20 protein-coding genes and 2 pseudogenes are annotated in these 18,752 nt (G+C 61.0%); 13 read left to right on the top strand and 9 right to left on the bottom strand.

The window, feature by feature from the left end:
• The first annotated feature begins 221 nt into the window (after positions 1-221).
• The 4 genes from F4U94_RS21485 to acuI all read left to right on the top strand — a co-directional run bounded on the left by F4U94_RS21485 (position 222) and on the right by acuI (position 3,959).
• Positions 222-1,361, top strand: coding sequence for a glutathione-independent formaldehyde dehydrogenase (locus F4U94_RS21485; protein WP_120252767.1), 1,140 nt, complete (start codon positions 222-224; stop codon positions 1,359-1,361).
• 31 nt (positions 1,362-1,392) lie between these two features.
• Complete coding sequence (locus tag F4U94_RS21480; RefSeq protein WP_120252768.1) at positions 1,393-1,962, top strand: type 1 glutamine amidotransferase domain-containing protein; 570 nt, start codon at positions 1,393-1,395, stop codon at positions 1,960-1,962.
• A gap of 314 nt (positions 1,963-2,276) precedes the next feature.
• Positions 2,277-2,909, top strand: coding sequence for an acrylate utilization transcriptional regulator AcuR (acuR, locus tag F4U94_RS21475; protein ID WP_120252769.1), 633 nt, complete (start codon positions 2,277-2,279; stop codon positions 2,907-2,909).
• A 78-nt stretch (positions 2,910-2,987) separates the two neighbouring features.
• Positions 2,988-3,959: an acrylyl-CoA reductase (NADPH) gene (gene acuI / locus F4U94_RS21470; RefSeq protein ID WP_282957480.1), complete on the top strand. Its 972-nt coding sequence runs from the start codon at positions 2,988-2,990 to the stop codon at positions 3,957-3,959.
• Positions 3,960-3,994: 35 nt separating this feature from the next.
• Here the strand turns inward: acuI and F4U94_RS21465 are convergent, their stop codons facing one another.
• On the bottom strand, positions 3,995-4,300 hold the full coding sequence (locus F4U94_RS21465) for an ArsR/SmtB family transcription factor (protein WP_120252771.1): 306 nt from the start codon (positions 4,298-4,300) through the stop codon (positions 3,995-3,997).
• A gap of 278 nt (positions 4,301-4,578) precedes the next feature.
• Between F4U94_RS21465 and F4U94_RS21460 the strand changes: the two genes are divergently transcribed.
• From F4U94_RS21460 to F4U94_RS21435, 6 genes are all read left to right on the top strand, one after another.
• On the top strand, positions 4,579-4,980 hold the full coding sequence (locus tag F4U94_RS21460; RefSeq protein WP_145986285.1) for an NAD(P)-dependent oxidoreductase: 402 nt from the start codon (positions 4,579-4,581) through the stop codon (positions 4,978-4,980).
• 354 nt (positions 4,981-5,334) lie between these two features.
• Entirely contained in the window at positions 5,335-6,825 is a 1,491-nt protein-coding gene (locus F4U94_RS21455) for an aldehyde dehydrogenase family protein (protein ID WP_120252773.1), read from the top strand.
• A 68-nt stretch (positions 6,826-6,893) separates the two neighbouring features.
• Positions 6,894-8,018 carry an alkene reductase gene (locus F4U94_RS21450; RefSeq protein WP_120252774.1) on the top strand — a complete coding sequence of 375 codons (1,125 nt, stop codon included), beginning with the start codon at positions 6,894-6,896 and terminating at the stop codon, positions 8,016-8,018.
• A 79-nt stretch (positions 8,019-8,097) separates the two neighbouring features.
• Positions 8,098-8,403 carry an ArsR/SmtB family transcription factor gene (locus tag F4U94_RS21445; RefSeq protein ID WP_120252775.1) on the top strand — a complete coding sequence of 102 codons (306 nt, stop codon included), beginning with the start codon at positions 8,098-8,100 and terminating at the stop codon, positions 8,401-8,403.
• 2 nt (positions 8,404-8,405) lie between these two features.
• Positions 8,406-9,413, top strand: a complete 1,008-nt coding sequence (locus F4U94_RS21440; RefSeq protein WP_003606532.1) for an LLM class oxidoreductase — start codon at positions 8,406-8,408, stop codon at positions 9,411-9,413.
• Between the two features lie 3 nt (positions 9,414-9,416).
• Positions 9,417-9,986, top strand: a complete 570-nt coding sequence (locus F4U94_RS21435) for a LysR family transcriptional regulator (RefSeq protein ID WP_343032351.1) — start codon at positions 9,417-9,419, stop codon at positions 9,984-9,986.
• 3 nt (positions 9,987-9,989) lie between these two features.
• Here the strand turns inward: F4U94_RS21435 and istB are convergent, their stop codons facing one another.
• Together istB and F4U94_RS25650 are read right to left on the bottom strand one after the other, a co-directional pair.
• Positions 9,990-10,757, bottom strand: a complete 768-nt coding sequence (gene istB / locus F4U94_RS21430) for an IS21-like element ISSsp5 family helper ATPase IstB (RefSeq protein WP_120252777.1) — start codon at positions 10,755-10,757, stop codon at positions 9,990-9,992.
• A pseudogene (locus F4U94_RS25650) lies at positions 10,754-11,393 on the bottom strand (hypothetical protein). Before F4U94_RS25650 ends, istB begins: the two are co-directional and overlap by 4 nt.
• Before the next feature lie 125 nt (positions 11,394-11,518).
• Between F4U94_RS25650 and F4U94_RS24675 the strand changes: the two are divergent.
• Positions 11,519-11,674 carry a hypothetical protein gene (locus F4U94_RS24675; RefSeq protein WP_161600455.1) on the top strand — a complete coding sequence of 52 codons (156 nt, stop codon included), beginning with the start codon at positions 11,519-11,521 and terminating at the stop codon, positions 11,672-11,674.
• 18 nt (positions 11,675-11,692) lie between these two features.
• Here F4U94_RS24675 and F4U94_RS21420 read toward each other — a convergent pair whose 3' ends face one another.
• Complete coding sequence (locus F4U94_RS21420; RefSeq protein ID WP_120253502.1) at positions 11,693-12,109, bottom strand: PaaI family thioesterase; 417 nt, start codon at positions 12,107-12,109, stop codon at positions 11,693-11,695.
• Between the two features lie 303 nt (positions 12,110-12,412).
• Positions 12,413-12,634 (bottom strand): hypothetical protein, encoded by a 222-nt coding sequence (locus F4U94_RS24670; RefSeq protein WP_161600456.1) that lies wholly within the window; start codon positions 12,632-12,634, stop codon positions 12,413-12,415.
• 107 nt (positions 12,635-12,741) lie between these two features.
• Here F4U94_RS24670 and F4U94_RS21410 point away from each other — a divergent pair.
• Both F4U94_RS21410 and F4U94_RS21405 read left to right on the top strand, forming a co-directional pair.
• A pseudogene (locus F4U94_RS21410) lies at positions 12,742-12,990 on the top strand (Tn3 family transposase); the annotation flags it as partial.
• A 58-nt stretch (positions 12,991-13,048) separates the two neighbouring features.
• Positions 13,049-13,336 carry a type II toxin-antitoxin system RelE/ParE family toxin gene (locus F4U94_RS21405; RefSeq protein ID WP_120252778.1) on the top strand — a complete coding sequence of 96 codons (288 nt, stop codon included), beginning with the start codon at positions 13,049-13,051 and terminating at the stop codon, positions 13,334-13,336.
• An 8-nt stretch (positions 13,337-13,344) separates the two neighbouring features.
• Here the strand turns inward: F4U94_RS21405 and F4U94_RS21400 are convergent, their stop codons facing one another.
• The 4 genes from F4U94_RS21400 to F4U94_RS21385 form a co-directional block, all read right to left on the bottom strand.
• Positions 13,345-13,929 carry a PRC-barrel domain-containing protein gene (locus F4U94_RS21400; RefSeq protein WP_120253503.1) on the bottom strand — a complete coding sequence of 195 codons (585 nt, stop codon included), beginning with the start codon at positions 13,927-13,929 and terminating at the stop codon, positions 13,345-13,347.
• Positions 13,930-13,964: 35 nt separating this feature from the next.
• Positions 13,965-16,625 (bottom strand): excinuclease ABC subunit UvrA, encoded by a 2,661-nt coding sequence (locus F4U94_RS21395; RefSeq protein ID WP_232016581.1) that lies wholly within the window; start codon positions 16,623-16,625, stop codon positions 13,965-13,967.
• Positions 16,626-17,019: 394 nt separating this feature from the next.
• Positions 17,020-18,129, bottom strand: a complete 1,110-nt coding sequence (locus F4U94_RS21390; protein ID WP_120252779.1) for an S-(hydroxymethyl)glutathione dehydrogenase/class III alcohol dehydrogenase — start codon at positions 18,127-18,129, stop codon at positions 17,020-17,022.
• Between the two features lie 268 nt (positions 18,130-18,397).
• Positions 18,398-18,673 carry a putative quinol monooxygenase gene (locus tag F4U94_RS21385; RefSeq protein ID WP_120252780.1) on the bottom strand — a complete coding sequence of 92 codons (276 nt, stop codon included), beginning with the start codon at positions 18,671-18,673 and terminating at the stop codon, positions 18,398-18,400.
• Between the last annotated feature and the right edge of the window lie 79 nt (positions 18,674-18,752).

The following is an 18,752-nucleotide window of genomic DNA, read 5'->3' as shown; positions in this document are numbered from 1 at the left end:
AATTCGGCGCGTTATTCGGTCGTCTGGCCCAGTCATTCAGAAAGCCGCCGTGAATCGCTCCCAGGATGGCCCAACGCGAAGGAACCTCTCTGTTGGCGGAAGGTTGAGTAAACTGCGATCACTTGAAAGGTGCCATGTCCTCTGCCGTTGCGATGAACAGGATCATGACCACGCTCTCGATCTGATGACGCGTTGAGAAGAGCCGCGAAAGGAAAAGATCCGTGAAAGCTGTCGTGTACAACGGGCCCAAAGATGTTTCTGTCAAGACAATCGATGATCCCAAGATCGAAAAGCAGACCGATGTTATCATCCGGCTGACCACGACCAATATCTGCGGGTCGGACCTTCACATGTATGAAGGCCGTACAAGTTTCGAGAAAGGCAAGGTCTTCGGTCACGAAAACCTTGGCGAGGTCATCGAAGTCGGCTCTGCCGTAGATCGCATCAAGAAGGGCGATCGCGTGTGCATGCCGTTCAATGTCGGTTGCGGTTTTTGCGAAAATTGCGAACGCGGTTTGACGGGTTTTTGCCTCACGACCAACCCTGGAACCGCCGGCGCAGCGTATGGCTTCGCCGAGATGGGTCCGTGGCAAGGTGGTCAGGCCGAGCTGATGCGCGTTCCTTATGCGGACTTCAATTGTCTGAAGCTGCCCGAGGACGCCGAGGAGAAAGAGGATGACTATGTCATGCTCTCCGACATCTTCCCGACGGGTTGGCATGGCGTCGAACTGTCAGGCTTCCTGCCTGGCGAAAGCATCGCGATCTACGGCGCCGGCCCGGTCGGTTTGATGGCCGCGCACTCAGCCGAAATCCGCGGTGCCTCTCAGATCTTCGTGGTCGATTCTCACGATGACCGCCTGAAACTGGCCGAGGCGATGGGCGCTATTCCGATCGACATGCGCAAGGGCGATCCCGCCCAGCAGATCCTTGACGCGACCGGCGGCCTCGGGACCGACCGGGGGGTCGAGGCGGTCGGGTATCAGTGTTGCGATCGCCACGGCAAGGAGCGCAGCAATTACACGATGAACTGCCTCGTCAAAAGCACGAAGGCCACCGGCGGAATCGGCGTCGTCGGCGTGTTCATTCCGGAAGACCCGAACGCGCCCGACGATCTCCAGAAGGAAGGCAAGATGGCGTTCGACTTCGGCAACTTTTGGTTCAAGGGCCAGAAGATCGGCACCGGCCAGTGCAATGTAAAGCACTACAACCGGCGACTGATGAAGCTTATCGAGCAAGGCCGGGCCAATCCTGCCCAAATCATCTCGCACCGACTGCCGCTTGATCAAGCACCAGACGCCTACAAGCATTTCGACGGGCGCGATGCTGGTTGGACGAAGGTCGTGCTCAAGCCGGGCACCTGAGCTTGGTCTTCGACGGAACAGGAAACAGATTATGACTTTAGAAGGCAAATCAGTTGCCATTCTGATCGCACCCCGCGGGACGGAAGAACCAGAATTCTCGAAGCCCAAGCAAGCTGTCGAGGACGCGGGTGGCAAAGTGACCGTGGTCAGTTCTGAACCGGGCAAGGCTCGCACAGTCAATAGCGATCTTGACGAGGGCGGCAGCTATACGATCGACAAGACGTTTTCCGAGGTGAAAGCCGACGACTTCGACGGACTTGTTGTGCCCGGAGGGACTGTCGGTGCCGACAAGCTGCGCGGCAGCGTCGAGGCAATTGGTTTCATCCGGGCTTTCTTCGATCAGAAGAAACCTGTTGCGGCTATATGCCATGCACCCTGGACATTGATCGAGGCGGGCGTGCTTGAGGGTCGCACCTTGACGTCCTACCCGACGCTGAAGGTCGATATCGAGAACGCCGGCGGTACATGGACCAATGAGGAAGTCGTGGTCGACAACGGCCTCGTTACCAGCCGCGATCCCAATGATTTGCCCGCCTTCTGTGCCAAACTCATCGAGGAAATCGCAGAAGGTGCGGGCGCATCGCTCGCAGCAGGGAATTAAGACGGGGTCGTTTCGACGAACCTTGTGAGGGCTCTTTCCCCGGAGAAGGTCCGCACAAAGCGAGCGTGGCGGATGGCCAGCGATTGGCCGTCCGCCACGCCGCGTATCACACGAACACGGCGCACCTGACGGGCACTCAAACCCTAGGGTCAGGACCCATTGATATAACCGGCTCGATCTGATCAATGGGTCCTGACCCTAGGTTGGCGATGGCATAAAATGAAGCCATAGGACTTGGAGCTACGGTTCCTAAAGAGATAGTTCCGACATCACATGCTCTTGCATTTATTAGACGATCGGTCTATTAAATCAACATGGATGTTGCCAATGTTCCCCGTCGCCGTGGACGACCCCCGAAAGCTGCGGCAGGTTTTAGCGAAACCCGCGCGTCGTTGGTGCGTGCAGGGCTGGTCAGGCTGACCGAGAAAGGCTTCACCGCCACTGGGCTGGACGAGATCCTGAAGGTGGCCGGTGTACCCAAGGGCTCATTCTATCATTATTTCGATAGCAAGGGGGCCTTTGGCACAGAGCTCATCGACCGATATGGGGCGTATTTCGCCGGCAAGCTGGAACGGTTCTTCAACGATCATTCCCGTTCCCCATTGGCGCGGATTGAAGCCTTCATAGCCGATGCGGAAGCGGCCATGGAACGCTTTGCCTATTCGCGCGGTTGCCTTGTCGGCAATCTCGGACAGGAGATGGGGGCGCTGCCCGAACCCTTCCGCCAGCAACTCTGCGACGTTTTCGCCGACTGGCAGCATCGCACAGCCGGGTGCCTGCGGGCCGCGCAAGCCGCAGGCGAAATCGGCTCTCTTCACAATGCCGATAACCTTGCCGCGTTCTTCTGGATCGGTTGGGAAGGCGCTGTGCTGCGAGCCAAACTCGAACGCAGCGGCAGCCCGCTTCAAACATTCGCAGAGGGGTTTTTCACAATGATCCGAACCTGACCCCCTTTTTTGAATAATACTAGTCGATCGGTCTAATTATTAGGAAGGAACCCAACCATGAGCATATTTCGTGCGGTCGTGATTGAGAAGAACGACACGGGCCAGACCGTCACGCTGAAAGATTTCAGCGAAGCCGACCTGATGGAGGGTGATGTCACTCTCCGAGTGACGCATTCGACGGTAAACTACAAGGACGGCCTTGCCTTGACCGGAAAGAGCCCGGTCGTGCGGCGCTTTCCCATGATCCCCGGCATCGACTGCGCCGGGGTGGTCGAGATATCCAGCAATCCCGACTTCCGGGCCGGAGATCGCGTTATCCTCAACGGTTGGGGCACGGGGGAAACGCATCTGGGCGCCTATGCGGAAAAGAGCCGCGTGAAAGGCGATTGGCTGGTGCCGCTACCGGACGGCCTGACGCCTGCCGAAGCGATGGCGATCGGCACCGCGGGCTATACCGCCATGCTCAGCGTGCTTGCCCTTGAGAAACATGGACTGAAGCCGACTGACGGGCCTGTCGTCGTCACAGGTGCGGCCGGTGGCGTCGGCTCGGTCGCGATTGCCCTGCTCGCCAAGGCTGGATGGCACGTAATCGCGTCGACGGGCCGGGCCAAAGAGGCGGACTATCTCAAAAGCCTCGGCGCGACCGAGATCATCGATCGCAACGAACTCTCTGGCGCCGGGCGGCCACTGGGCAAGGAGCGCTGGATCGCCGGCGTCGATTGTGTGGGATCGCATACTCTGGCCAATGTCCTGTCGATGACCAGATATGGCGGTGCCGTCACCGCATGCGGCCTCGCGCAGGGGATGGATCTCTCTGCCTCGGTGGCGCCCTTCATCCTGCGCGGTGTCTCGCTGCTCGGCATCGATTCCGTCATGTGCCCGAAGCCGCGTCGCGTTGAAGCCTGGGCACGCCTTGCGACCGACCTCGATCGCGGCAAACTTGCCGGGATCACCTCGACCATCCGTCTGGAAGATACCATCGCGGCCGGAGCCGACATTCTCGCGGGGAAGGTGCGCGGGCGTCTGGTCGTTGAGATCGATCGGAACTGATCAGATGGGGATGGAGCGGCGCCGGAGCGCGCCGCTCAGATCAGGTCGCGCAGTTCCTTCAGGAGGGCCGCGATATTCTCCTCGTGGCGCTTGTAATAGGTCCAAGGTCCGATGCGCTGCGAGGTCACCAGCTTGGCGCGCTGCAAAGCGGTCAGGTACAGAGAAACGGTGGACTGGGACAGGCCAGCCTGTTCCTGAATGATGCTCACGCAGACGCCAATCTGCTCAGGATCAACGTCCTGTTCAGGGTAACTTTTTCGCGGGTCCTTGAGCTTCGCCAGGATTGCGAGCCGGGCGGGATTGTCCAAGGCCTTGAGTGCTTCACTGATATCGATGCTCATGTTCGTTTATATAATTATATTTTGCAATATTGCAATATCTCACTAGCCATCCGGGCTCTGATGCCGCCAGGGTGCTGGAGTGGCAAGCGTTTCGGTTTCTGGCTTTGCCGAATGGCCGCGTTGAAGGCGACTAATGGACATATTCGTGTCGCGCCAGTCGACATCGATGATCCCGTTCGATTACCGCCGCTGTCGAGGGCTGCACGATCATCGTCAATGCCGTGCGCCTGCGTGGCGAAATTGAGCCGAGTGCGGTCCTCGATTTCCACGAGCGTATCATGAAGTCCGTGGCGGACCTTGGGCAGGAGCTTTCGATCCAGGTCGTCATCGTCGGTGGGGCCGGCACGGTGCGATTGCCGGACGGCCGCCGCTTCTGGCAATCTCCATCCTTTCCGCCGGTCACCCTTCCGCGCGGCCGTGCCCACGTCCTGTTGCGCGATCACCTGGAGGAGCGTGAGCACGCCTATGGATGGGCGTATCTGGTGCGGCCTCCGCGCTTCGATCCCGAGGGGCCACGCACCGGCCATATCGCCCGCTGGCCCGCACAGTTTGATGAATCAGATTTCCTGCGATCCTCGCCCAGCTACGCGGATTTTGCGCAGGCCGTGCGGCAAGCCGCACTGACGCCATGGCAAGGCGTCTGTCTGGTGGGTCGGAACGACACCGGGCAGCCGGCTTGAAGTCTCATTTCAAAACACGACCCAGGCAATGAAAGTCAGGGTCATTCCCTCGCAGCAACGCATTGCGTCCCGATCCGACGACATGGCGGCCCTCCGCGGTCGGCTGCCCCGATCTTCGAACGTGGCAATGATTGAGGGGGCACTGAAGGCTTGTCGCTCGGGACAAGAATGCTGGACGGTCGGTCGGGAGGATAATTTGCCTATGATATTCAGATGCTTACGCGGATTTCTGAGTACGGCGAGGCTCTCAACAGACCCTGCATCGCAATATCGCAACATCGCGATATTGACATTCCTCGATATAACTCTACTTTGTCAGCATCACTTCCGCACCAAAGGAGATGCACAGTGCTGATGCTAAACAAAACCGCAGCGACCTACGCTCCCGATGATAGCTATGGTCATTTCATCGACAACCAATGGGTCGATGGCGAAAATGGGGAGACGATCGAGAGTATCAATCCCGCCAATGGCGCCTATCTGACGCGCACCCCGAACGGCACGGCCGCCGATGTCGATCGCGCCGTCCAGGCCGCTGCCCGCGCCTTCCAGACCTGGCGCAAGACCTCGGTGACCGATCGAGCGAATGCGCTCCTCAAGATCGCCGATCTGTTCGAGGCCGATGCCGAACGCTTCGTCGTTCTCGAGAGCATGGATGTCGGCAAGCCCGTCCGCGAAGCCCGGCTCGACGTGTCGCTCGCGATCGACCATTTCCGCTATTTCGCCGGCGTGATCCGCAGCCATTCGGACGAAGTGGCGATGATCGATGAGCAGACGATGAGTCTGACGATCAACGAACCGATCGGCGTCGTCGGGCAGGTCATTCCCTGGAACTTCCCCCTGTTGATGGCGGCCTGGAAGATCGCGCCGGCGATCGCGACGGGCAACACGGTGGTCATCAAGCCGTCCGAGATGACGCCGGTCACGATCCTCGAACTCGCCAACATCTTCGCCCAGGTGCTGCCGGCCGGCGTGGTCAACATTGTCTCGGGCACTGGTGCCGTGGCCGGGCAAGCGATCCTCGACCATCCTCAGGTCGCCAAGCTGGCCTTCACCGGCTCGACCCGCGTCGGTGGGATTGTGGCGGAAGCCGCCGCCAAAAAGCTCATCCCCGCGACGCTCGAATTGGGCGGCAAGTCCGCCAACATCGTCTTCCCCGATGCCAATTGGGATCGCGCGGTGGAGGCTGCCGCCCTGGGCATCCTCTGGAACCAGGGTGAGGTCTGCGAGTCCGGCGCCCGGCTGTTCGTCCATGAATCGATCTATGATCGCTTCGTCGATGAACTGAAGGAGCGGTTCGAGAAGGTCCGCGTCGGCGATCCGCTTGATGAGAACACCCAGATGGGCGCGCAGGTTAGCCAGACCCAGACCGACCGCATCATGGGCTATATCAAGCTCGCCACCGAAGAAGGCGCGCGCATCCTGACCGGCGGCAACCGTCTGACCGGCAGCGGCTATGACGCCGGTTTCTTCATCCAGCCGACGATCATCGTCGATGTCCGCAACGACATGCGCGTCGCCCAGGAGGAGATATTTGGCCCGGTGGTCGTCGTGCTGCCGTTCAAGGACGAGGATGAGGTCATCGCGCTGGCCAATGCGTCGGACTATGGCCTGGCCGGCGGCGTCTGGACCCAGGACATCAACCGGGCGATCCGGGTGGCGCGCGCGGTAGAGACGGGCCGCATGTGGGTCAACACCTATCATGAACTTCCGGCGCATGCCCCGTTCGGCGGCTACAAGAAGTCGGGCATCGGCCGTGAGACCCACAAGTCCATGCTGGACGCCTACAGCCAGAAGAAGAACATCATTGTGAGCCTCAACGAGGCGCCCTTCGGACTGTACTGAAATCCAGTGGTTGCAAGCATTTTACTGCCTTGTGCGATCTATAAATCGCGATATTTAGGAGTAATGAAATGAAGAACTCGGTTCTTTTCGACAGCGTTGGATTAGGTCCGTACACCCTGCGCAACCGGATCGTCCTCCCGCCGCTCACGCGTTCGCGCAGCTCGCAGCCGGGAAATATCCCCAACGACCTCATGGCCGCCTATTACCGTCAGCGCACCGGCGCCGGGTTCATGGTGACCGAAGGTACGCAGATCGAGCCTCGCGGCCAGGGCTATGCCTGGACGCCGGGCATCCACAGCCCGGAACAGATCGCGGGATGGCGCAAGGTGACCGACACGGTGCATGCCGAAGGCGGGATTATTTTCCTCCAGCTTTGGCATGTAGGCCGTGTTTCCCATACCTCGCTGCAACCCGGGGGAGCAGCGCCTGTCGCGCCGTCGGCGATCGCCGCGAACGCCGTCAAGGTGTTCATTGAAACTGGCCCCGGTGAGGGCGCATTGGCAGAGCCGTCAATTCCTCGCGCGCTGACCACCGCAGAGGTCAAGGAGCTGGTGCAGCTCTATGCGCAGGCGGCACGCAATGCGCTCGAAGCCGGTTTCGATGGCGTCGAGATCCACTGCGCGAACGGCTATCTGGTGAACCAGTTCATATCCGCCCACACCAACCGGCGCGACGACGAATATGGCGGTTCCCTGGAGAACCGCCTGAGGTTCCTGCGTGAAGTGACGCAGGCGGTCGCCGATGTCGTCGGCAAGGATCGGGTAGGGGTGCGATTTGCGCCGTTGTTCGCGACCACCCAAGAGGATCGCGTCTATCTCGGCCTCGTCGAGGACGATCCCCACGCGACCTATATCGAAGCCATCAAGGTTCTCGAAGACATCGGGATCGCCTACGTCTCGCTCGCCGAAGCTGACTGGGACAATGCGCCTGAACTGCCTGAGACATTTCGCGAGGATGTGCGGAAGAATTTTAGCGGCAGGGTGCTCTATGCCGGAAAATATACCGCAGAGCGCGGCGTGCGAGTGATCGAGTCTGGCTGGGGCGACCTGATTGCATTCGGCCGTCCCTTCATCGCGAACCCTGATCTGCCCAAGCGCATCGCCAACAGCTGGCCGCTGACCCCGGTAGATCCGGCAACCATGTATGGCGGCACCGACAAGGGCTACACCGACTATCGCACCTACCAGTCGTGAGCTTGCGAGCCGCGTCCGGACCTCTGGACGCGGCTCGCGCTTCCGCCTGCGGCCGCCGGGAACAAGATGGCGCGTACCGATGAATACGAACGTCAGCGATACCCTGAAGGCTCTGGATAACCCGACCCGCCTCGCAATCCTCGGCTGGTTGAAGAACCCTCGCGAGAATTTTCCGGGGCAGGAAGTCGATCCCGAACAGGTCGGTGTTTGCGTGAGCGCCATCCAGGAACGGGTCGGCCTCTCCCAGTCGACGGTGTCCCTGTATCTGGCGTCGTTGCAGCGCGCCCGACTGGTCACATCAAAGCGTGTCGGTCCCTGGACCTATTACAAGCGCCATGAGGAAAACATCTCGACCTACCTAGAAAACCTTGAAGCCCTGATTTGACGATGCGCGTGCCGGAGAAGCTAACCATCAAGGAAATAAAGATGTATCAGCCCAATACTATTCCCTACCAGCAGCATCGCGGGTTCCGCTACACCTTCAAGGCTGGCCATCTTAGCCTAGGGCTATTCTTCCCTATTGAGGCGTTCCAGGGCGATGCTCCGGCCATGCTCAGCCAGGTCGAGCTGGCCAATTGCGCGGAAGAGCTTGGCTTCTCCACGCTCTGGTTCCGGGACGTACCCTTGCGCGATCCGAGTTTCGGCGACGTGGGACAGGTCTTCGATCCGTGGGTCTATCTCGGCTTCATCGCTGCCCGGACCTCAAGGATCGCACTCGGGACCGCATCGATCGCGATCCCGCTGCGCCATCCGCTTCATACGGCCAAAGCCGCCGCGAGCGTAGACCGGCTGAGTGATGGTCGCCTGCTCCTGGGAGTCGCCACAGGCGATCGCCCGGTGGAATTTCCCGCCTTCGGCGTAGACCCGGACCAGCGGGGCGACGTCTTCCGTGAAAATCTCGACATTATCCGCCGAGTGCAGAGCACCAGCTTCGAGCCGTTACAGTGGAGCCGTGGCCTGCTGGCAGGCGCCGACCTGATCCCGAAGCCTACCACGAACGAAATCCCCTTCTTCGTGACGGGGAACAGCCGCCAATCCCTGGACTGGATCGCGCGGGAGAGCAGCGGATGGATGACTTACCCGCGGCCGCCCCAGGCACAGCAACTGTTCGTGCAGAATTGGCGGGAGTCGGTCAAGGCGCAGGTCGGCGAGACCTACAAGCCGTTTTTTCAGTCGCTCTATATCGATCTCGACGCACATCCGGCCACGCCCCCGTCACCGATCCACCTGGGCTTCAGGCTGGGACGCGACCATCTGCTGACGCTTCTGGAAACGCTGGAAACGATTGGCGTCGATCACATCATCCTCAACCTCAAATATGGCCGCCGCCCCGCCCCCGAGGTGGTCGAGGAGCTTGGCACCTACGTCGTGCCCCGTTTCAACGCGCATCTTTAAATCATGGCGCCACGACAGCCGCCTTGCCTGATGACGCAAACGCCCGTCGTCACCAAGGTGCGGCAAGTTCATAATGGGATAGGTATGCGACGACATAGAATGAACAGGCAGAATGAAGCAGTAACAACATTCCCTAGATTTCTAAGTGGCCGATTTCCGATGACGGCTCTCATTCAAGTCTTAGCCGTTGCGAAGCATTTAAGCTTTCATCGGGCTGCCAGAGTGCTTGGCGTCAGCCAATCTAGCGTCAGTTCGAGGGTCAAAGCGCTGGAGGACGAGCTTGGTATCGTGCTTTTCGACCGCAACACGCGCGGAGTTCGTGTAACCGCGGCAGGACGCCGCTTTTTGGATCAGGTGCATGAAGCCCTGGGAATTCTGGACCACGCCGTCAAGATGGCGCGGACGCAAGCGCGCGGCGAAGAGGGAGAACTTAGAATCGGTGTTCATGCCCTATGTCAACGGCGGATCAAAAGTCGGCCATTCGGCGGCGTAAAACCAGGCCACGGTGTTACATGCCGGGGGGAGTGGCGTGAGGGCGTAGCCCGAAGGCCACTCCCCCCGGCATTGGCGTAATTTTCAGGGTCTGGTTTTGGCCTTTCGGGCCCGGCTGTGAGCGAGGCGATAGCTTTCGCCGTTCATCTCGAGGATGCTGACGTGATGGGTCAGACGATCGAGGAGCGCGCCTGTGAGGCACTCGGATCCGAAGGTTTCGGTCCATTCGTCGAAGGGCAGGTTGCTGGTGATCAAGGTGGAGCCGCGCTCATAGCGCTGGGAGATCAGCTCGAACAACAGTTCGGCACCGGTCTTGGAGAGCGGTACGAAGCCCAGTTCGTCAATGATGAGCAGCTTGTATCCGGCCATCTGCTTCTGGAAGCGCAGGAGACGCCGCTCGTCGCGCGCCTCCATCATCTCGCTGACCAGCGCCGCCGCAGTGGTGAAGCCCACCGACAGTCCTTTCTGGCATGCTGCCAGTCCGAGCTCCAAAGCTACGTGCGTCTTCCCGGTGCCCGATGGCCCCAGAGCGATGGCGTTCTCACGCCGCTCGATCCACTCGCAGCGCGCCATCTCGAGCACCTGCATCTTGTTGAGCGTGGGGATGACGGCGAAGTCGAAGCTGTCGAGGCTTTTGACGGCGGGGAAGCGCGCGGCCTTGATGCGCCGCTCGACCATACGACGCTCCCTGTCGATCATCTCCATCTCGACGAGACGGGCGAGGAAGCGGATATGATCGACGCCTTCAGCGGCACATTGCCGGGCGAGCTTGTGATGCTCTCGCAGGCACGTAGGCAGCTTGAGGGCCTTGAGATGGTGAGCGAGAAGAATCTCCGGTGCCTGATCGCTCATGCGGCCTCCTGCCTGTCGCAGAGCAGGCTCAGATAGGCTCTAGCAACGGTCTTCTCGACCGTGGTGCGAGGCAGGAAGGGATAGACGTCCAGGTCCAGTCTGGGCGGTACGCGTTCGACCCGGCACAGGACGAGGTGCTTGACGGCATCGAAGCCGATGGCGCCAAGGGCGATGGCCTGTTCCACCGCCGCCTGGAGATCGGCGACGGTGAACGTTTCCAGCAGGCGCAGCACCTGCACATATTCGCGCCTGCCATGTTTGTGCATGCGCCCTTCCATCAACCGCTGCAGCGTCCCGACCGCTTCGGGCAAATCCCAGCCCTGCAAAGGGGCGGCCTGGTCGCGTTGATCTTCTGCTCGATCAGCGGGAGATAGTGGAGCGGGGCGAAGATACCCGCTTCGCCGTATGGCGCTGCTTGCGCGGGACACCGCGATCCCTCTCAAGCCATCCATCGATGATCCCCACAAACCCGTCCAGCTTCGGGCGCTGCGGTTCAGACTGACGCCGGTAACCCGGCGGCGATGAAAACGACAGCATCTTGCGCACCGTTTCGCGCGACACATTGAAACGCTTCGCCGCCGCCCGCTGGCTCATGCCATCCGCGCAAGACAAACGGACCTGAAGATAAAGTTCCACGCTGTAGATCCCCACACCTCCCTGACTTGGCAGAAAGGCTTCAAGGTGGACGACTTTTACGCCGCCCGCAGCAGGACTATCCCGCCGCTAGCGTGGCCGAATATTGCTCCGCCGTTCTCACACGCATGAAGGCAGCAGCGCGCGAGGCGGTGGCACAGACGCTAGAGCGTGGCGGCGAGGTCCGCGCACCGCGCGTCCGCGAAGTCGAACAGCGCCGGGGCGAGACGCAGGATCGGCATCGCGCAGCGGCCGAGAAGACTGCAAAGGATCTCGAACGATAATCCTTGGGAAAATAGGGGCTATGGAAGGGAGTAACTGACGGTAGATTGGGCTACGAGATAATTTTCGTCTTGTTGCCATAATCGAACATCGACCGTGGTCAGGCGGCGGCCCAGCCTCAACAAGCGGGCGTCTGCAATGATCGTCTCCATTTTGCAGGCGCGGAGGAAGGAGATGGACAGACCGTTTGTTACTGCCATCTCCTTTCGCCCATGATGAGCGATAACCACCGCATAAGCCGCAACATCGGTAAGTGCCATGAGCGTTGGCCCCGATACGATCCCTCCGGGCCGAACCATGCTTGGGTTAGGATCAAGGGTCATGCGGACATGCCCAGCTTGAACATCGACCACGGCGCCAAGGGACGCGCGCGTTTCGCTCGGAAACGCGCCATCGAGAAATTCGGCAAGTTCGTTTAATGTCAGACAGGGATTCATGGCATCCAATCAGTTGAACAGTTTGGCCTTCAAGACACTCAATAGCTGTTGAGGTCGCTCCAACGGAATGAGGTGCCCCGTTTCTTCGATTATCGAAAGGGTGGCACCTTGGTCTGCCCCCACCGAGTGGACCGATTGGTTTGTTAGTGCATTAAGCTCATCGCCGCCATATCCGGACGGAGGTGGAGCGAAGGAGCACGTCAATCACGGGCAAAATCATGGCTGACGATGCTGATAGGCGAGTTGCTCACATCAATGGTGAGAGGGATCGCTTCGGGCCTCCCCGATACTCAAGGCGACTTTTCAGAACCGAAAGGTCGCCCACACTCCGTTGAACAACGAATCCGTGTAGCCGGCGCGTGTCAAGACCTTGCCGGCGCGCAGATATTCGGTCCGCAGCGTGAATGACAGGTTGGGCGTTGCCGACCAGACCGCATTCAATCGTGCCAGTTGAGCGACGCTGTGGCCCGTCACGTTCTGTGTGCCGGCGTAGGCGTTCAGGGCGGCGGACAGGCTCCAGACCAACTCCAGTGCGGGTGTCCAGTGCGCTCGTAAGGTTGTGGGCTTCCATAACGCCCACCCTCTGCCTCAATCACCACGCCGTGCAAGGTGGGTGGAAAACACCGCTTACGCAGCAATATCGGGCATCCGGCCTCAACCTGGTCATCGCGGCGATCGTCTATTGGAACACGATCTACATGGACGCCGCCGCCCAGCACCTACGATCGACATCGGTCCCGGTGCCTGACGATCTCCTCGCCCACACGTCCCCGGTAGGCTGGGAGCATATTGCTTTTTCCGGCGATTCCCTCTGGGATCGCGCAGCCGCCTCCGCTGGTCGAAAGGCCCTCAATCTGCCGCCCGATAGCCGCGTCGCCTAAGCGTTCGCTGATTGTTCGCTCTTAGCGTTGTTTAGCGTACCTTCCACGCTATGCCCTCATCCTGACGCCGGATGCGTTGGCCGATCTCGATCGCATCGCCGAGCATATCGAAGCGGACAATCCCGCACGCGCGATCAGCTTCGTGGAGGAGCTGCGCGAGGTAGCCCGTCGCCTCGCCGATCTTCCCCAAGGCTTCCCTCTGGTGCCGCGATATGAGCGCTACGGCATCCGGCGCCGTTCCTATCGGCGCTATGGCATCCTTTATCGTCCAGAGCCCGAGCGCATCCTTGTCCTGCGCTTTCTTGGCCCCGGCCAGGATCATTACCGCGCACTACAGTTGGTGTGATCCCAACCCTATTGCGGATTGACCGGGGCGTAAGCGGGCCAATCGCGATTTTTCAGGCCGGGCAACGCCAGATAGCTTGGGCCATCGAGCAGCATTGTTATGCGGGTGTAACCGATCTTGAGCTGATCGAGCGGCACCGCTCGCAACGTCTCCTCGAGACCGGCATAGCGCTCGTCCGACACCACCACATAATTGATCCTGCCGGTCGCGCACTCGATCAGCGCCTCGACGACCCGGCCCAGGTTCATGCCGGCCTTGTCGTCGACGGCCATGCCGATCAGTCCGGTCGCAGTGAACAGGTTCGGGGTTTCCGATCGTTGGCTGGCGGTTTCGGCCGATCGGCCGCCATCTTCATATTTGGTCTGCTGCCCCAGCCATCGCCAGATACCGACGAGGTTCGTCACCATCAGAAATCCGTTGGTGGCGACCAAGGCCGTCTGCCCCGTCGCATAGCCGAGCGTCGTCCAGCAAACCGAGCTGACGCTGAACACGACGAAGCCCCAACCCGTCACGCGCGCGCCGAGATTGGAAGCTGTCATCATGGCCGCGATTATCGTCGCGATCGTGGCGATCCAACCCACGAGGCTTATCATGTCCACCCCCTCCCCTGTGGCGGGCTTACAGGCGGCTACAGGGCCGTTTTGAGATAGGGGGCGGTCAGACTGCCTTCCGCCTCCGCAACATCGCTAGGGACGCCGCTGGCGATGATTTGGCCACCCTCTTCCCCGGCCCCCGGCCCCAGATCGATGACCCAATCGACCTGTGCGATGGCGCGCATGTCATGTTCGACCACCACGACCGTATTTCCGACATCGACAAGACCCTGCAGGTGCCGCATCAGCCGATCCGCATCGGAGGGGTGAAGCCCCGACGTCGGCTCGTCGAGAATGTAGATCGTGTTCCCCCGCTGCGCGCGTTGCAGCTCCGTCGCGAGCTTGATGCGCTGCGCCTCGCCGCCTGACAGTTCCGTCGCCGGCTGCCCGAGCCGCAGATAGCCAAGACCGATTTCCCGCAGCACATCGAGCGAGCGCATGACGGATGCCTCGCTTGCGAAGAAGTCGCACGCTTCGTCCACCGTCAGCTCTAGCACCTGAGCGATGTTGCGGCCGTTCCATTCGACTTCGAGCGTTTGCGGATTGTAGCGACTGCCGTGGCAGGTCGAGCAAGGCGCATAGACGCTCGGCAGGAACAGCAGCTCCACCATGACGAAGCCCTCGCCCTCACATACCGGGCAGCGGCCCTGTGCGACGTTGAACGAGAACCTGCCCGGGCTGTAGTGGCGCCGGCGGGCAAGCGGCGTGTCGGCGAAGATCTTGCGGACATGATCGAACAGGCCGCTGTAGGTGGCGAGGTTCGAGCGCGGGGTGCGGCCGATCGGCCGCTGATCGACCCGCACCAGCCTTCGGACATACTCCATGCCGGCCACGATGCGGCCTTCGGTATCGTCCTGCGCGACATCGAGCAGCGGATCGACCTCATCCTCTTCAACGGCTGCCGAGCTGCCGAGCTGTTCCGCGACAAGCTCCGGTAGCGCTTGGCTGACCAGGCTGGACTTGCCCGATCCGGAGACCCCTGTGACGGCGGTGAAGCAGCCTATCGGAAGCTCGACGTCGAGGCTGTGAAGATTGTTGCGCGTCACGCCTTCGAGACGAAGCCATGCCTTGGCTTCACGCGGGGTCCGATCATGGGCGACGGGCTCTGCGAACAGATAGCGGCGGGTGATCGATTCCTCGACATCGGCCAGTCCCGCGATCGGCCCGCTGTAAAGCACTTCGCCGCCCTTTTCGCCGGCACCCGGGCCGACATCGACCAGCCATTCGGCATGGCGGATGACGTTGAGATCATGTTCGACGACGAACAGCGAGTTGCCGGCCGCCTTCAGCCGCTGAAGGATGGTCAGCAGGGCTTCGCCGTCTGCCGGGTGCAGCCCCGCCGAGGGCTCGTCCAGCACATAGACCACGCCGAAAAGCTGCGACGACAATTGGGTGGCGAGGCGCAGGCGTTGCAGCTCCCCGGAGGAGAGCGTCGGCGTGCTGCGGTCGAGCGAGATATAGCCAAGGCCAAGATCGATCAGTGGCTCGAGCCGTTCGAGCAATTCGCAGGCGAGACGCTGTGCGGCGACCCGCTTTTCATCGGAAAGATTGGGCGTGCGGCGCACGTCGGGCGCAGCCTTGTGCGCCGAACCTCCTGCCGCGACCCGCCGTTCGACCGCCGCATCGCGGGCCGCCTTGCCGAGGACATGGCCCTTCGGGACCGCCGCGGCGCCCCCATATTCGCCATGCGCGACGGGCGTGAGCAAGTCCCGGAGTTTCAACACCGTCAGATCGCCGAACTCGGCGATGTCGAGGCCCGCGAACTTCACGGACAGGGCTTCGCGCTTCAGCCGCTTGCCGTCGCAGGTCGGGCAATCGCGTCCGATGATGTATTGCGAGACGCGCTTCTTCATCAGCGCGCTTTTCGTGTTGGCGAAGGTCTCCAGCACATAGCGGCGGGCGCCGGTGAAGGTGCCCTGATAGCTCGGCTCCATGCGGCGCTTGAGCGCCGTCCGGGTCTGTTCGGGCGTCAGGCCCGCATAGACCGGCACCGTCGGCGCCTCTTCAGTGAAGAGGATCCAGTCGCGATCCTTTTTCGGCAGGTCGCGCCACGGCGTATCGACGTCATAGCCGAGCGAAACGAGGATATCGCGCAGGTTCTGCCCATGCCAGGCGGTCGGCCAGGCGGCGATCGCCCGGTCGCGAATGGTGAGGCTGTCGTCAGGAACCATCGTCTCTTCGGTCGCGTCATATACGCGGCCGATACCGTGGCAGGTTGCGCAGGCCCCCGCGACCGTGTTGGGGGAGAAATCCTCCGCATAGAGCATGGGCTGATGGCGCGGATATTCGCCGACGCGCGAATAGAGCATCCGCACCAGGCTGGAGAGCGTCGTCACGCTGCCGACCGAGGATCGCGCGTTGGCAGAGCCGCGCTGCTGCTGCAACGCGACCGCAGGCGGCAAACCGTCGATCGCGTCCACCTCCGGTGCGCCGGCCTGGTCGATCAGGCGACGGGCATAGGGCGCAACCGATTCCAGATAACGCCGCTGGGCTTCGGCATAAAGGGTGCCGAACGCGAGCGATGACTTGCCCGAGCCCGATATGCCGGTGAACACCACGAAGGCGTCGCGCGGTACATCGACGTCAATATTTTTGAGGTTATTCTGGCGCGCGCCGCGAACCTGCACGCAAGCGGGCGGCCCCGTATGCCCATGATCGGTGGCCGGCGTCGTCGCGTGAATATCCTTGCTCTTCAATTCAGTCGTCCTGCCTTATACGCCCGTGCGGCCCGTGGTTCATCACAGTCGGGTAGCAGATGAATGCATTTCCGACGCAATACATCCAACGGCCAGACTGGCCCGATGTTCGGCACCTTTGAAATATTTCTCCAGCATCAGACAAAGGTTACGACAAAACCATTTTTCCCGTTGGGTCGCGCGGCGAGGCCACACACACTCCGCTGGTAAGCGCCTGGGCCAGGCGGCCCTGGTCCGTGCCACTATCGGCATCTAACGACCGCACTTCGGCGCTTGTTACCCCATCGCGACGCGTTGCCCATTTGCCAGAGCGCGCGTCATCATGGCCGGGGTCGGGCCATGATGACGGCCGAGTTGTCGATCCGGGCGCTTCGCGCCGCTTCGGATCGGCGGGTCAGTAGTGAATGACCGTGCGGATCGACTTGCCTTCGTGCATCAGTTCGAAGGCCTCGTTGATCTCCTCCAACCCCATCGTGTGGGTTACGAACGGGGCCAGATCGATATCGCCTCTCATCGCGTCCTCGACCATGCCGGGGAGCTCTGTCCGTCCCTTGACGCCACCGAAAGCGGATCCCTTCCATACGCGGCCCGTGACGAGCTGGAATGGGCGGGTGGAGATTTCCTCGCCCGCGCCGGCAACGCCAATAACGATCGACTGACCCCAGCCACGGTGCGCTGATTCAAGCGCGGCGCGCATGACGTGGACGTTGCCGATGCACTCGAAGGTATGATCGATGCCCCAGCCCGTCATCTCGATCAGCACTTGCTGGATAGGCTTGTCATGGTCCTTGGGGTTGATGCACTCGGTCGCACCGAACTGGCGTGCCAGCTCGAACTTGGACGGATTGGTGTCGATGGCGATGATGCGACCCGCCTTCGCCTGGCGCGCACCCTGAATCGCCGCGAGGCCGATGCCGCCGAGTCCGAACACGGCGACCGAGTCTCCGGGCTGGACCTTGGCGGTATTGTGGACTGCGCCGATGCCGGTCGTGACGCCGCAGCCGAGCAGGCAGACATGTTCGGGGTTTGCCTCGGGATTGATCTTGGCGAGCGAGACTTCGGCGACGACAGTATATTCACTGAAGGTTGAACAGCCCATGTAATGATAGAGGGGCTGACCATTGTACGAAAAGCGGGTGGTCCCATCGGGCATCAAGCCCTTGCCCTGCGTTTCGCGGACAGCGACGCACAGGTTGGTCTTGCCCGACAGGCAGAAGTCGCACTTGCCGCACTCGGCGGTGTAGAGCGGAATCACGTGATCGCCCGGCCCGACGCTGGTGACGCCTTCACCAACCTCGACAACGATGCCCGCGCCCTCGTGGCCCAGAACCACCGGGAAAACACCCTCCGGATCACTCCCCTCCAGCGTGTACGCGTCGGTGTGGCACACACCGGTGTGCGTCACGCGTATGAGGACTTCGCCTTTCCGGGGTGGGGCGACATCGATCTCGACGATTTCGAGTGGCTTGCCCGCCTCGAAGGCTACAGCGGCGCGAGATTTCATGTTGGGAGACCCTCGTTGAGTTAAACTGATTGCTGGTGGGAGGCCGTTGCGTCAGCGCAAATTCGTCGACATTCTCATACTGGCAGGGAGTACCTTTAGTATACTCCCTGCCAGTATACAAGAGGTGTCCTAACGAGGATCTCAAACCAGAGAAGGCAGCAGGGGCTGGCTTCTAGACTAGCGCGACATCGCTTACGTGGAAGAAGAAACTCACCACGACGATGGCGGCAGAGCGGTCGCAGCGATGCCACATACCGCTCTGTCTAGCTTACTTGACCGCGAGAACATCCCAGCGCTCGATGACCGGCGGCGTGGCCAGAAGCTCATCGGCGTTCTGCATGAGTGCCGCCGCGATCGGACCGTTGAGATGTGCGGTTCTGTCGCCATCATTCTGAAAGGCGTCAAAGATCGCGAAACTGCTTGGTCCGAACTTTACAGCATACCAGACCGGAGTACCCGTTTCGGCTTGTGCCAACGGCAGCGCGTCCTTCAGAAATGAAGCGCCCCGGGTTTCCAGGAGGCTCCAACTTGTGAGAAGGAGCATCCGTTATGAGCAAGACAACCAACAAATTTTCACCTGAAGTCCGCGAGCGGGCGGTTCGTATGGTGGTGGAGCAGCGGGC

The sequence above is a fragment of the Sphingobium limneticum genome (assembly GCF_008710155.1).
In the GTDB taxonomy this organism is placed as follows: Bacteria; Pseudomonadota; Alphaproteobacteria; order Sphingomonadales; family Sphingomonadaceae; genus Sphingobium; species Sphingobium limneticum.
The sequence above is the reverse complement of the archived record's forward strand: the minus strand, read 5'-3'. Positions and strand labels throughout refer to the sequence as shown.